We start from the raw sequence: 12,831 nt of genomic DNA, 5'->3' as shown, positions 1-12,831 counted from the left end.
TGTACGAGAAGAACCCCGTCGTCGTGAGCTGAAGACCCCGGCGCACGGGGAGCTCGGGCTTCCTTGCCGCCGGGCCTACTTGCCGCCGGGAGGGCCGACGAGCAGCAGCACGACGAAGATCGCGGCGACGGCGGCAAGGATGAGCAGCGCCAGCATCCACGGGCGCAGCAGGAACCAGCGCATGGTGCGGTCGTACCAGGTGTGGTCGCGCGGGTCGTCGGTTTCGGTGAGGCGCCATGCGCCGTCGAGGCGACCGGTGCGGTGCAGCCAGATCTCGGCGGGGATGGTGGCGTACGGGACGATCGCGCTGGCGATGGCGGTGATCGCGACGCCGACGTGCCAGCGCTGGTGGAAGGCGAGGAGCACGGCGGTGGCGCCGTAAGAGAGGAACACGAATCCGTGGATGCCGCCGGCGATCGTGACCAGCAGCGGGGTGGCGCCGACGGCGCGGGCGATGAGGGCGCTGATCAGCAGGGTCCAGGTGATGGCTTCGGCGATCGCGAGCACGCGGAACAGACGGGCGGGGGTGCGGAACACGGGTCTCTCTTCGTCTCTCTTCGGGAGGTCACTTTTCGGGGAGGTCACACAGTGCGGGTACCTCTCACGCTAGGGCAGCCCGCTATGGACCGAGATCCATCGAAAGGTGGATCTCGGGGAATGCGGGTGCCGCCCGCGCTGTTGCCGATGGCATGGCCATCGTCGACCCCCAGGCTCTGGAACGCGTGCTGAGCAGTATCGATCTGCAGCTCGCGCGGTCACGGCGCGAGACGCTGGCGGCCGGCGAGCTGCTGCCCATCGAGCGGGATGCCGTCACGCTGATCTACGTCCTCTCCGGTCACGTCGGCGGGCATCCCTGGTCGGCATCCGGATGCCGCCTCGATGTCGATCGTGCATCACCGCCGCCGCCAGCTCCGCCTCGCTCAGATCCAGCACGCTCGCGAGCAGCAGATCCGAACCCTTCTCGTCGTCACGGACCCCCTCATCCGCCACCTCGGAGTCACGGATCAGGCCCTGCCAGAACCGTGCGGTGCACCGCCCGTCCGTCGTGCCATACATCCACTCGCCGTGGCCGTTGTCAGGCTCGCGGATCTCCCACCCCTCATCGGCGATGAACCCATCGCCCCACTGGATGTACGCCCCATCGGGAAGCTCCTGACCCGCGGCGAACGTCAGCTCCTCTGGCAGGCCGCCCTCCAGCGGCTCCGCCGACGGCGACCCGCCGTCCACAGGATCAGGCCCCGCGCCGTCATCCGCCGGGATCTGCGCGTACACGCACCCCGACAGCGCGAGCGCGACGACGCCCAGCATGACCGCCGCCCTCAGCCCCCGTGCCCCTGCCATTAGCCCCCGTGCCCCCGTCATGCGGTCAGCATAGACCGGGCCGTCGCGGCGACACGCGCCCCGCGCGGCGCACGCAGGCACCGGACTAGTGCGCGGTCGCGACCCCGATCGTGTCATGCACGATCACCGCAGCCACCCGCGCCCCGGCGCCGGCCGCGACGATCAGCTGCTGCGGGCCAGGGGCGGCGGCATCGCCTGCCGCGTACAGCCCCGGCACATCGGTGCGGCCAGATCGGTCGGTGCGCAGGTTCCCCACGCGGTCGAGCGCCGGGTGGATGCCGTCCAGGAACGACAGCTCCGTCTCCCACAGCGGACGCACGAACCCGCCATCCACCGCCACCTCGGTGCCGTCCGTCAGCCGCACCGCCTCCAGCCGCCCGCGGTCGCCCACGAGCTCGGAGATCGGATGCCGCAGCACACTCACCGACGCTGCGGCGAGCTCGGCCTCCTCGGTCGTCGAGATCACCTCGGCGCCGTTCGTGAAGACCGTGAGACTCTCGGTCCAGCGGGCGATCAGCCGCGCGCGATCCGGCAGATCGGCCGACTCGCCGATCAGCGCCAGTCGCCGGCCCCGCAGCTCCCACGCATCACACGCGGCGCAGCTGAACAAGCTCATGCCGTAGAACCCGCGCAGGTTCGGCACCTCCGGCAGCGTCTCGCGCAACCCGGTCGCCAACAGCACCGTGCGCGCCGTCACCTGCTCGGTCGCCTCACGCCGCCCGATGCCCGCGATGAAACCGGCATCCGTCTTCGACAGCGACGCCACCCGCACCCGGGTGCGCACCTCGACGTTGGGATACGCGGCGAGCTCCTCGCGCGCCAGTCGGCGCAGCTCATGCGGCGGCACACCGTCGCGGGTGAGGAAGCCGTGCGAGTTCAGCGTCGCGGCGTTGCGGGGCCGATCGGCATCCACCACCAGCACCCGCACGAGCGAGCGGCCGAGGTTCAGCGCCGCCGACAGGCCAGCCGGCCCGCCACCGATGATGAGCACGTCATAAGGCTCGGATGCCTCACTCATGCTCGCCTCCCTGCGGGGGCAGCGCCGCCACCAGCGGATGGTCGAACGCGTACACGCCCACCTTCGCCGCGCCACCGGGTGACCCGATCTCACTGAAGAAGTCGACGTTGGCGGTGTAGTAGTCGGCCCACTCTTCCGGCAGGTCGTCCTCGTAGTAGATCGCCTCGACCGGGCACACGGGCTCGCAGGCGCCGCAGTCGACGCACTCGTCGGGGTGGATGTACAGCGACCGCTCACCCTCGTAGATGCAGTCCACCGGACATTCGTCGATGCAGGCGCGATCCTTCACGTCGACGCACGGCAGCGCGATGACGTAGGTCATGACACGAACGCCCCATCTCGTGAGATCGCGACCTGCTCGTCGCGCGGCACGACCTTGACCCGTTCGCGCGTGTGCACGTGGCTCTCGCCGAGCGCACGCTCATGGGCATCCAGCGCCTGCCAGCCATCCCAGGTCGTGTACGCCGTCTCGCGCTCATCTAGCAGGTCGAGCACGTCACTGGCATCCTCGGGAGCCGACAGCAGCCCCGCCTCGGCGTCAGCCACCAGGTGGGTGATCGTCTCAAGCGCATCCGACTTGGTGTGTCCGATCAGGCCCACCGGCCCCCGCTTGATCCACCCTGTCGCATACAGCCCGGCCTCGTCGTCGACCCGGCCCTCGGCGTTCGGCACCACACCGCGCGCGGCGTCGAAGGGTGCGCCGACCACCTGCGTGCCGTAGTAGCCGACGGCCCGGTACACGGCCTGCACGGGGTACTCGCGCACCTCGTCGGTCACGGCAAGCCCGCCGTCGGCATCCGTCGTCGTGCGTGCGAAGCGGATGGCCTGCACGGCGTCGTCGCCGATGATCTCGACCGGCGCGTGCCAGAAGTGCAGGTGCAGGCGACGGGATGCCGTGCCGGCCGGCCGCCCGCGCCAGCTGTTCAGCGTGCGCAGCATGACCTTCAGCTGGTTGGTGGATGCTGCCGAAGCATCCACGCCCTCGAAGTCCTCATCGTGCAGCACGATGTCGACGTCGCGCACCTCGCCGAGCTCACGCAGCTCGATCGGCGTGAACTTGATGTCGGCGGGTCCGCGGCGGCCGAACACGTGCACATCGGTCACTGCCGACGCTTCCAGTCCCTCGAGCACGTTGTCGGGCACCTCGGTGCTGCGCAGATCGACCGCGTGCTTGGCCAGCACGCGCGCCACATCGAGGGCCACGTTGCCGTTGCCGATCACGGCGACCTGTGACGCCTCCAGCGGCCAGGTGCGCGCGACATCCGGATGCCCGTCGAACCACGACACGAAGTCGGCCGCGCCGTACGAGCCAGGCAGGTCGACGCCGGGGATGTCGAGCGCCGCGTCACGGATCGCCCCCGTGGCGAGGATGACGGCGTGGTACCGCTCGCGCAGCTCGTCCAGCGCGATGTCACGCCCGACCTCGACATTGCCGATGAAGCGGATGGTGCGACGCGTGGACTCACCCTCGGGGAGCGCGTCGAGCATCTCGTGCAGCGAGTTCACGATGCCCTTGATGCGGGGGTGGTCGGGCGCGACGCCGTACCGGATCAGGCCGTAGGGCGCGGGCAGCGACTCGAACAGGTCGATCTCCACCGAGGAGATCGTGGTGTCGTCCTGACGCACGGCCTGGGCGAGCAGATTGCCGGCGTAGATGCCGGCCGGGCCCGCGCCGACGATCGCGACGCGCAGCGTGGAGGGAGCAGTCATGGGGAGCCTTTCGGAAGCCTCGGGGGCAAGAGCGGGCGAGAGGGGAGAGTCAGCGGGTGCGGGAGAAGAGCGAGCGGATGCTGCGTTCGGCGGCGACCGGCTCCAGGGCCGACTCGACGGCTTGGATGAGCCCGGTGTCGACGGCGAGCCCGGCGTCGAGGGCCTCGGCCCAGCGCGGGCGCCCTTCGTCTCGTCGCTGCGCTCCTCGCTCAGGGACCGAGGCATGATCGGTTCCTGAGCGAGCGAAGCGAGACGAAGGACGTCCTGCGACGGACACGGGCAACGCATCCGTCGCGTGCGGGCTCAGTCGCACCACGTCGCCGACGACGACCACGGCGGGGGAGCGCACCTGACGACTCGCGGCGAGGTGCGCGATCGTAGCGAGCGTGCCGACGGTGACGCGCTCGCCGGGTCCATAGCCGTCTTCGATGATCGCGACGGGGCAGTCCAGCCCCCGCGAACCGGCGGCGAGCACATGCGCCGAGTGGGCGAGGGTGCCCACGCCCATGAGCAGCACGACCGTGTGCTCACGTCCGCCCGCGACCTGCGAGATCTGGTCATGCGCGCTCACCACGGTGAACGACGCCGCCACTCCGCGATGGGTGAGCGGGATGCCCGCCACCGCCGGCACCGAGACGGCGCTGGTCACGCCCGGCACCACCTGCACCGGCACGCCGGCCTCCTCGCAGAACAGCTGCTCCTCACGGCCGCGACCGAAGATGAACGGGTCGCCGCCCTTGAGGCGCACGACGTCCTTGCCCTCGGTCGCCAGGTGTGCGAGCAGCGCATTGATGCCGTCCTGCGGCACGGGGTGGTGTCCAGGCAGCTTGCCGACATCGACCACCTCGGCGGTGAGCTCGACTCCGTCGGCGGCGAGCTGGTCGAGCACGGCACGTGCGCCGAGACGGTCGGCGACGATCACGTCGGCCTGCTGAAGTGCCCGCAGCCCGCGCAGGGTGAGCAGGCCGGCGTCGCCGGGGCCTGCTCCGACGAGAGTGACGGTTCCGATCATCGGGTGCCTCCCAGGGCGAGTCCGCGGCTGCGCAGCATCCGCCGCTCCAGCGGTCCGAACAGGACCAGTTCGATGAGGATGCCGATCGCGAGGATCAGCAGGATCGTGCCCAGCACGCTGGCGAGGTCGGACAGCTCGCGCGACTGCTGCAGCATCGAGCCGAGGCCGAAGCCGATCGAGCCGCCCACGGCGATAATCTCGGCGGCCATGAGCGAGCGCCACGAGAACGCCCAGCCCTGCTTGAGGCCGGCGACGTAGCCGGGCAGGGCCGCGGGCAGCACGACGACGGTCGCCAGCTGCCAGCGGCTCGCGCCGAGCACCGTGCCCACGCGGCGCAGCTGCGGCGGCACCTGGTCGATGCCGGAGAGCAGACCGTTCACGATCGACGGGATCGCGCCCATGAGGATGACGAAGTAGACGGTGGCGTCGCTGAGGCCGAACCAGAGGATCGCGGCCGGTACCCAGGCCACCGACGGCAGCACCTGCAGGCCCGAGATGAGGGGGCCGGCGGCGCGGCGCAGCGTGCGCCACTCGGCCAGCAGCAGGCCGATGGGCGTGCCGACGACGATCGCGATGAGGAATCCGATCACTCCCCGCTCGAGGCTGGTGCTCACCGCCTCCTGCAGGCGGCCGGACTCCCACGCGTCGCCGAGGGCGCCGGCGACCTGCAGCGGTCCGGGGGCGAGGTCGGGGCGCGGGTCGGCGATCACGACATACAGCTGCCAGGCGGCGAGCAGAACGACCAGCAGGATCACGGGCGGCAGCACCTTGGCCAGCACGTCGCGCCAGCGCGCGCCGGCGGCGCGGTCGTCGGACTGCAGCCTGTCCAGACCCGTGGAGAGGGTACGGAGGTCGTCGCCCTTCGACAGGCTCAGGGACCCACCCTTCGGCGCGGCAGATGTCACAGTGTCACGAGGCATTACGGCGGATCTCCTTCCGCAGCTCGGCGGTGATCTCGGTGGCCAGGGCCGCCACTTCCGGCGATTCGATGCGACGGCCGGAGGTCGCGGTGATGCGCCACTCGCCGGCGATCCTGCCGGGCCGGCTGGAGAGCAGGACCACGCGCTGCCCGAGCCGGGCCGCCTCACGCACGTTATGGGTGACGAACACGATCGTGCGGCCGGTCGCTCGCCAGACGCGTTCGAGCTCTTCATGCAGCAGATCGCGGGTGATGGCATCCAGCGCGGCGAACGGCTCGTCCATCAGCAGCACGGGCCGGTCCTGGGCGAGCGCCCGCGCCAGCGCCACGCGCTGCCGCATGCCGCCGGAGAGCTCGTGCGGTCGCTTGTCGGCAGCATCCGTCAGGTTCACCGTGGCGAGCAGGCGCAGGGCCTCCTCGCGACGCTCCCGCCGGGGGATGCCGCGCAGCCGCAGCGCCAGTTCGACGTTCTTGCGCGCGGTGAGCCACGGCATGAGCGCCGACTCCTGGAACATCACCGCTGACCCCTGCGAGAGCGGGAGCGAGCCGGTGGCTGGCGTGTCGATCTCGCCCGCCGTGACCGGTTCGAGGCCGGCGATGAGGTTCAGCAGCGTCGACTTTCCACACCCGGAGGCGCCCAGCAGGCACACGAACTCACCGGGTGCGATGTCGAGCGAGATGTCGTCGAGGATGACGGGACCGGCGCCGAAGCGCTTGGAGACGTGGCTGATCCGCACCGCGGGGTCGCCCGCGACCACCGGCGCTGCCAGCGGCGTGACACCGTCGAAACTGGGCGTCAAGCGCGTGCCGGTGGTGCCGAGCGGCGCGGTCGTCCCCGCGGGCGTGGTCATCAGTCCTCCCCGAGACCGCCGGCCGAGACCGGGTCGGCGCCGTCTGCTTCGAGCAGGGCGTTGAGTGTGCGCAGGTCGAACAGGCCGTCGATCGAGCCGTCCTTCTGCGTGCCCGCCGCCAGACCGTGCTCGACCAGGGCCTGGAAGGTCTCGGCATGCGGATCGACCGTGAACGTCACGTTCTCCAAGGCCCGCGCGAGCACGGCATCGTCGAGACGCTTGCCGGTCGCTTCCTCGAGCGCGTCGTTGATCACCGTCGGCGCCTCGTCGGTGTGCTCGTCGAGCCAGGTGATGGCGGCGATGTGTCCGTCGAGCAGATCCTCCACGGCATCCGGATGCTGCTCCGCGAACTCGGCGCGCACCAGCACGACGGTCGTCGGGAATTCACCGTTCGGCCACAGCTCCGCCTCGTCGACGAGCACGTGCGCGCCCGCCTCCAGGACCAGCCGGGAAACCCAGGGCTCCGGCAGCCAGGCACCGTCGAGCTCACCCTTCTGGAACAGCGCGAGCGTCTGCGCGTTCTCCGTCGGGGTCACGGTGACATCGCCACCGCCCGAGATCGAGGTCTCGAAGCCTTCCTCCGACAGCCAGTTGCGCAGCGCGACATCCTGCGTGTTGCCCAGCTGCGGGGTGGCGATGTTCGCCCCCTCCAGATCGGCCGGGGTGTCGATGCCGTCACGTACTACGAGGGCTGCGCCGCCCGAGGTCGCCCCGGCGATCACGCGCGCCGACTCGCCGCCGGACTGGATGAACGTGTTGATCGACGGGTTCGGGCCGATGTAGGCCACATCGATCGCGCCGGCCGAGAGGGCTTCGACCGCGGCCGGGCCGGCGTTGAAGACCGTCGTCTCGAGGTCGATGTCGCCGAGGGCCTCCTCGAAAAGTCCCTCCGAGACGCCCACCAGCGCCGGGGCGTGCGTGACGTTGGCGAAGTAGCCGAGGCGCACCTGTTCGAGGGCTTCGCCGTCGCCGCCGGTCGCGGATGCCGAGGCGCAGCCGGCCAGCATCATGGCGCCCAGTCCCAGGGCAGTGAGTGCAGTTGATCTGCGGGTGATCTTCACGGTGTCGCCTCCTTCAGGTGGTGTTCGATGTGGGTGTTACGCGATGACGGTGGCCGCGGCGAGTGTCGCGCCGTCCGCCGGATGGATGACCAGGAGTGAGCCGCCGGCGCGGTTGCGCGCGTAGGGCTCGAGGGGAAGCTCGGCGGCGAAGCGCAGGCGCACGCGGCCGATCTCGTTCGTGGCGAGGGTCGACGCCGGCTCGTGGCCGAGCGTCTCGAGATCGCGGCGGGAGAGCACCTCGGCGACCTGCGCCTGCACGGTGGCGGTGCCGTGCTTGACCAGCACGCGCGCGCCCGGCGTGATGGCACGCGCGTCGAGCTGGAACACGTCCACCTCGGCCTCACGACGCCCTTCCGGTGCCGAGCCCGATGCGACGATCACGGCGCCGCGGGCGGCGTCGAGCTCATCGGCGAGGGTCAGGGTGACCGACTGCGCGGCTGACGCGGCATCTGCCTCGACGCCGGCGATGTGGATGCCCGTGACCGTGGTGCGATGCCCGCCGGGCACGACCTCGACCGCGTCACCGACCCGCACCCGCCCGGAGGCGACCCGACCGGCGAACCCGCGGAAGTCGCGGTAGCGCTCGGCCTCTGCCGGGTCGATCGTCGGCGCGAGCCCGCCCTGCGGGCGCAGCACCAGCTGCACCGGCAGGCGGAAGTCGGCCTCTTCGGCATCCGCATCGTCGTGACCGGGCAGCGTCTCGAGCAACTCGATCAGGGTGGGGCCTGCGTACCAGGGGGTGCGGACGGAACGCTCGACGATGTTATCGCCCTCCAGCGCCGACACCGGGAGCACGTGCAGGTGGCCGATGCCGAGTTCGGATGCCACGCGCAGCGCCTCCAGCTCGATCTCGACGAAGCGTTCCTCGTCGAAGCCGGTGAGGTCGATCTTGTTCACCGCGATAATCACGTGCGGCACGCGCAGCAGCGAGACGACAGCCAGGTGGCGGCGGGTCTGCTCGACGACACCCTTGCGCGCGTCGACGAGCACGATCACCGCGTCTGCGGTGGCCGAGCCGGTGACCATGTTGCGCGTGTACTGCACGTGCCCGGGGCAGTCGGCGAGGATGAAGCTGCGCCGGTCGGTGGCGAAGTAGCGGTAGGCGACGTCGATCGTGATGCCCTGCTCGCGCTCGGCACGCAGGCCGTCGGTGAGAAGGGCGAAGTCGAACTCGCCGTGCGCGAACCCGCGGGCGCGGGTGGTCGCGGCGACCTGGTCGAGCTGGTCGGCGAGGATCGCCTTGGCGTCATGCAGCAGGCGGCCGACGAGGGTCGACTTGCCGTCGTCGACCGAACCGGCCGTCGCGAAACGGAACAGGGAGCTCATCAGAAGTATCCGTCCTTCTTGCGGTCCTCCATGGCGGCCTCGCTGATGCGGTCGTCCGCGCGGGTGGCGCCGCGTTCGGTGAGGGTGGAGCGGGCGACCTCGGCGACGACGGATGCCACATCCGCGGCATCCGATTCCACGGCGCCCGTGCAGCTCATGTCGCCCACCGTGCGGTAGCGCACCGTGCGGGTGACGAGCTCTTCGCCGGCGCGCGGCTGCGAGAACTCGCCCTGCGCCCACCACATGCCGTCGCGGCGGAACACCTCGCGCTCGTGCGCGTAGTACAGCGGCGGCAGCGCGATGTTCTCGCGCTCGATGTAGCTCCACACGTCCAGTTCGGTCCAGTTCGAGATGGGGAAGGCGCGCACGTGCTGTCCGGGGAGGTGGCGGCCGTTGTACAGGCTCCACAGCTCGGGGCGCTGGTTGCGCGGGTCCCACTGGCCGAACTCATCGCGCAGCGAGAGGATGCGCTCCTTGGCGCGGGCCTTGTCCTCGTCGCGGCGCGCGCCGCCGAAGACCGCGTCGTGCTTGCCGGCCGCGATCGCGTCGAGCAGCGGCTGGGTCTGCAGCGGGTTGCGGGTGCCGTCGGGGCGCTCGGCGAGGCGGCCGTCGTCGATGTAGTCCTGCACACGCGCGACCTCGAGCGTCAGGCCCAGACGGGCGACCGTCTCGTCGCGGAACGCGATCACCTCGGGGAAGTTGTGGCCGGTGTCCACGTGCAACACCGGGAACGGCACCCGGCCGGGCGCGAATGCCTTGGTGGCCAGGTGCAGCACGACCACGGAGTCCTTGCCGCCCGAGAACAGCAGCACGGGGCGCTCGAACTCGGCGACCACCTCGCGGATGATGTGGATGCCCTCCGCCTCGAGCAGATCGAGCGTGGACAGGCCCTTTGCGCCACCCGGTCCCTGAGCGAGCGCAGCGAGATGAAGGGCCGAAGCGTCGGTAGTCATAGGTGCAGCCCGCATTCCGTCTTCGCCAGACCGGCCCAGCGGCCGGATCGGGGGTCTTCGCCCGCAGCGACGGGCTTGGTGCACGGCGCGCAGCCGATCGAGGGGTACCCGTTCGCGATGAGCGGGTTGACGGGCACGTCGTGCGTGCCCGCGTAGTCGATGAGGTCGTCGAAGCTCCACGCCGCCACCGGATTGACCTTGATGAGACCGTTGCGCTCGTCCCAGGTGATCAGCGGGGTGTCGGTGCGGGTCGGGCTCTCATCGCGGCGCACACCGGTGAACCACACCTCGTAGTCGCGCAGTGCCCGCTGCAGCGGTTCGACCTTGCGGCGCGCGCAGCACAGGGCCGGGTCGCGGGCGAAGAGGTCCTTGCCGAACTCGGCATCCTGCTCGCGCACGGTCTGGACGGGCGTGACGTCGACGATGCGCACATCGAGCCGCTCGGCGACCTCGCCGCGCGTGAAGGTGGTCTCGGCGAAGTGGTAGCCCGTTTCGAGGAACAGCACGTCGACACCGGGAAGGTGCTCGGCGACGAGGTGGGGGAGCGCGGCATCCGCCATCGAGCAGGCGACGGCGGCCTGACGCACGCCGACGTTCGCGGCGACCCAGGCGACGACGTCGGCAGGGCTGGCCTCATCGGCAGCACGGCTGCGCAGCTCGCGGGCGCCGCGCTCGGCCAGCGCGCGCAGCTCGTCCGCGCTGCGGCGCGTCGAAGGGTGGGTCCCTGAGCTTGTCGAAGGGTGGGTCCCAGGCGCGCTCACAGCAGGGCCTCCTCGTCGGCACGGTGCGCCCACTGCGCGAAGCTCTCGCCACCCTCGCGGTCGGCGAGGTAGCGGCGGATGACCCGCTCGGCGTAGTCGGCGATGCCGTCGGCAGCCACCTTCAACCCGCGCACGGTGCGTCCGAGCCCTGCGTCCTCACGGTCGACGCCGGCCAGGCCACCGCCGAGGTGCATCTGGTAGCCGGGCACCTGCTCGCCGTCGATCGAGACGAGCTGGCCCTTCAAGCCGATGTCGGCGATCTGGATGCGGGCGCAGGAGTTCGGGCATCCGTTCACGTGCAGCGTGATCGGGCGGCCGATCTCAGGCTCCAGGGCGCCCAGACGCTCCTCGAGCTGACGGATGGCATCCGCCGCATTCGCCTTGGTCTCGACGATCGCGAGCTTGCAGTACTCGATGCCCGTGCAGGCGATCGTGCCGCGGCGGAACAGGCTCGGGCGGGCCGACAGGCCGATCTCGTCAAGACCAGCGATGAGGCTTTCGACGCGGTCGTCCGGCACGTCGAGCACGAGCAGCTTCTGATACGGCGTGGTGCGGATGCGCTCAGAACCGTGCGCCTCGGCGAGGTCTGCGAGCGCCGTGAGCGTGCTGCCCGAGACGCGACCCACGAGAGGGGCAGCGCCGACGAAGAAGCGGCCGTCCTTCTGCGGGTGCACGCCCACGTGGTCGCCGATCGAGGTCGGCTTCGGGGCGGCGGGGCCGTCGGGCAGCGGAGCGTCGAGGTACTCGGTCTCGAGCACCTCGCGGAAGCGCTCGATGCCCCAGTCGGCGAGCAGGAACTTCAGCCGTGCCTTGTTGCGCAGGCGGCGGTAGCCATAGTCGCGGAACACCTTCGTCACGCCGTGCCACACCTCGGCGACCCGGTCAGGGGCGACGAAGACGCCCAGGCGCTCGCCCAGACGCGGCACGACCGAGAGCGCCCCGCCGACCCACAGGTCGTAGCCGATACCGAGTTCGGGATGCTCGACGGCGACGAACGCGCAGTCGTTGATCTCGTGCACGACATCCTGGCTCGGGTGTCCGGTGATGGCCGTCTTGTACTTGCGGGGCAGGTTGGCCAGCGACTCGTCGCCGATGAAGCGCTCGGCGATCTCCTGGATCTGCGGGGTGGGGTCGATGATCTCGTCGGCGGCGATGCCGGCGACCGGCGAGCCGAGGATCACGCGCGGCACGTCGCCGCAGGCCTCGGTCGTCGAGAGCCCGACGGCCTCGAGCCGGCGCCAGATCTCGGGCACGTCCTCGACCTGCACCCAGTGCAGCTGCACGTTCTGGCGGTCGGTGAGGTCGGCGGAGTCGCGGGCGAACTCCGTGGAGATCTCACCGATCACGCGCAGCTGCGCGGTCGTGAGCTGGCCGCCGTCGATGCGCACCCGCAGCATGAAGTACTCGTCTTCGAGTTCGTGCGGTTCGAGCTGGGCGGTGCGGCCGCCGTCGATGCCGGGCTTGCGCTGCGTGTACAGCCCCCACCAGCGGAAGCGTCCGTGCAGGTCGGTCGGGTCGATCGAGGCGAACCCGCCCTTGGCGTAGACCTGCTCGATGCGCTCGCGCACGTTCAGCCCGTTGTCGTCGAGCTTGAACTGCTCGTTGGCGTTCAGCGGCTCGGTGCCGTCGACGAGCCACTGGCCGTGCGGCTTGGTCGGCGTGCGTGCGGTGCGCGTGCGTGCGCCGCGGACGGTCGCCGGCTGCTGAATGGTCATGGTTCCCCCTCGGTGAGTGGTTGGGGATCACGCTAGGCAGGGTGGACACGGTTCAAGAACCCCGTGTGACACGAAGCGTCGCCGAACGAAACATGACGTCACGCAACGCGAAATATGACGCGTGGGGGCTGGTGCGAACAGTGGTTCGTGTGCATGCGAATTTC

The 12,831-nt window shown here is 70.5% G+C and carries 13 protein-coding genes; all 13 read right to left on the bottom strand.

Going from position 1 to position 12,831, the window contains the following annotated elements:
- Positions 1 to 75: 75 nt before the first annotated feature.
- On the bottom strand, positions 76 to 537 hold the full coding sequence (locus tag WDU93_RS02330) for a DUF3817 domain-containing protein (RefSeq protein ID WP_337316948.1): 462 nt from the start codon (positions 535 to 537) through the stop codon (positions 76 to 78).
- 273 nt (positions 538 to 810) lie between these two features.
- On the bottom strand, positions 811 to 1,362 hold the full coding sequence (locus tag WDU93_RS02325; RefSeq protein WP_337316945.1) for a hypothetical protein: 552 nt from the start codon (positions 1,360 to 1,362) through the stop codon (positions 811 to 813).
- Positions 1,363 to 1,426: 64 nt separating this feature from the next.
- Entirely contained in the window at positions 1,427 to 2,359 is a 933-nt protein-coding gene (locus WDU93_RS02320) for an NAD(P)/FAD-dependent oxidoreductase (RefSeq protein WP_337316942.1), read from the bottom strand.
- Positions 2,352 to 2,681: a ferredoxin gene (gene fdxA / locus WDU93_RS02315; protein WP_337316939.1), complete on the bottom strand. Its 330-nt coding sequence runs from the start codon at positions 2,679 to 2,681 to the stop codon at positions 2,352 to 2,354. The genes WDU93_RS02320 and fdxA overlap by 8 nt, the downstream gene beginning before the upstream one ends.
- Positions 2,678 to 4,069: an FAD-dependent oxidoreductase gene (locus tag WDU93_RS02310; RefSeq protein WP_337316937.1), complete on the bottom strand. Its 1,392-nt coding sequence runs from the start codon at positions 4,067 to 4,069 to the stop codon at positions 2,678 to 2,680. Before WDU93_RS02310 ends, fdxA begins: the two co-directional genes overlap by 4 nt.
- Positions 4,070 to 4,118: 49 nt before the next feature.
- A complete protein-coding gene (gene cobA / locus WDU93_RS02305) occupies positions 4,119 to 5,081 on the bottom strand; it encodes a uroporphyrinogen-III C-methyltransferase (protein WP_337316934.1) in 963 nt (320 codons plus the stop codon).
- On the bottom strand, positions 5,078 to 6,001 hold the full coding sequence (locus WDU93_RS02300; RefSeq protein ID WP_337316932.1) for an ABC transporter permease: 924 nt from the start codon (positions 5,999 to 6,001) through the stop codon (positions 5,078 to 5,080). The genes cobA and WDU93_RS02300 overlap by 4 nt, the downstream gene beginning before the upstream one ends.
- A complete protein-coding gene (locus WDU93_RS02295) occupies positions 5,991 to 6,851 on the bottom strand; it encodes an ABC transporter ATP-binding protein (protein WP_337316930.1) in 861 nt (286 codons plus the stop codon). Before WDU93_RS02295 ends, WDU93_RS02300 begins: the two co-directional genes overlap by 11 nt.
- The gene (locus WDU93_RS02290) at positions 6,851 to 7,912 is read right to left on the bottom strand and encodes an ABC transporter substrate-binding protein (RefSeq protein WP_337316928.1); all 1,062 of its coding nucleotides are present in this window, start codon (positions 7,910 to 7,912) and stop codon (positions 6,851 to 6,853) included. Before WDU93_RS02290 ends, WDU93_RS02295 begins: the two co-directional genes overlap by 1 nt.
- A 36-nt stretch (positions 7,913 to 7,948) precedes the next feature.
- The gene (locus WDU93_RS02285) at positions 7,949 to 9,238 is read right to left on the bottom strand and encodes a sulfate adenylyltransferase subunit 1 (RefSeq protein WP_337316926.1); all 1,290 of its coding nucleotides are present in this window, start codon (positions 9,236 to 9,238) and stop codon (positions 7,949 to 7,951) included.
- Positions 9,238 to 10,191, bottom strand: a complete 954-nt coding sequence (gene cysD, locus WDU93_RS02280) for a sulfate adenylyltransferase subunit CysD (RefSeq protein ID WP_337316924.1) — start codon at positions 10,189 to 10,191, stop codon at positions 9,238 to 9,240. The genes WDU93_RS02285 and cysD overlap by 1 nt, the downstream gene beginning before the upstream one ends.
- Entirely contained in the window at positions 10,188 to 10,952 is a 765-nt protein-coding gene (locus tag WDU93_RS02275) for a phosphoadenylyl-sulfate reductase (RefSeq protein WP_420064030.1), read from the bottom strand. The genes cysD and WDU93_RS02275 overlap by 4 nt, the downstream gene beginning before the upstream one ends.
- Entirely contained in the window at positions 10,949 to 12,667 is a 1,719-nt protein-coding gene (locus tag WDU93_RS02270) for a nitrite/sulfite reductase (RefSeq protein WP_337316923.1), read from the bottom strand. Before WDU93_RS02270 ends, WDU93_RS02275 begins: the two co-directional genes overlap by 4 nt.
- Between the last annotated feature and the right edge of the window lie 164 nt (positions 12,668 to 12,831).

It is taken from the genome of Microbacterium istanbulense (genome assembly GCF_037204145.1).
Classification (GTDB): Bacteria; Actinomycetota; Actinomycetes; order Actinomycetales; family Microbacteriaceae; genus Microbacterium; species Microbacterium istanbulense.
The sequence above is the reverse complement of the archived record's forward strand: the minus strand, read 5'-3'. Positions and strand labels throughout refer to the sequence as shown.

Excerpts from the sequence above, each read along its gene's own strand:
- WDU93_RS02325 (WP_337316945.1), bottom strand. The coding sequence starts at position 1,362 with ATGACGGGGGCACGGGGGCTAATGGCAGGGGCACGGGGGCTGAGGGCG.
- WDU93_RS02320 (WP_337316942.1), bottom strand. The coding sequence starts at position 2,359 with ATGAGTGAGGCATCCGAGCCTTATGACGTGCTCATCATCGGTGGCGGG.
- fdxA (WP_337316939.1), bottom strand. The coding sequence starts at position 2,681 with ATGACCTACGTCATCGCGCTGCCGTGCGTCGACGTGAAGGATCGCGCC.
- WDU93_RS02310 (WP_337316937.1), bottom strand. The coding sequence starts at position 4,069 with ATGACTGCTCCCTCCACGCTGCGCGTCGCGATCGTCGGCGCGGGCCCG.
- cobA (WP_337316934.1), bottom strand. The coding sequence starts at position 5,081 with ATGATCGGAACCGTCACTCTCGTCGGAGCAGGCCCCGGCGACGCCGGC.
- WDU93_RS02300 (WP_337316932.1), bottom strand. The coding sequence starts at position 6,001 with ATGCCTCGTGACACTGTGACATCTGCCGCGCCGAAGGGTGGGTCCCTG.
- WDU93_RS02295 (WP_337316930.1), bottom strand. The coding sequence starts at position 6,851 with ATGACCACGCCCGCGGGGACGACCGCGCCGCTCGGCACCACCGGCACG.
- WDU93_RS02285 (WP_337316926.1), bottom strand. The coding sequence starts at position 9,238 with ATGAGCTCCCTGTTCCGTTTCGCGACGGCCGGTTCGGTCGACGACGGC.
- cysD (WP_337316924.1), bottom strand. The coding sequence starts at position 10,191 with ATGACTACCGACGCTTCGGCCCTTCATCTCGCTGCGCTCGCTCAGGGA.
- WDU93_RS02270 (WP_337316923.1), bottom strand. The coding sequence starts at position 12,667 with ATGACCATTCAGCAGCCGGCGACCGTCCGCGGCGCACGCACGCGCACC.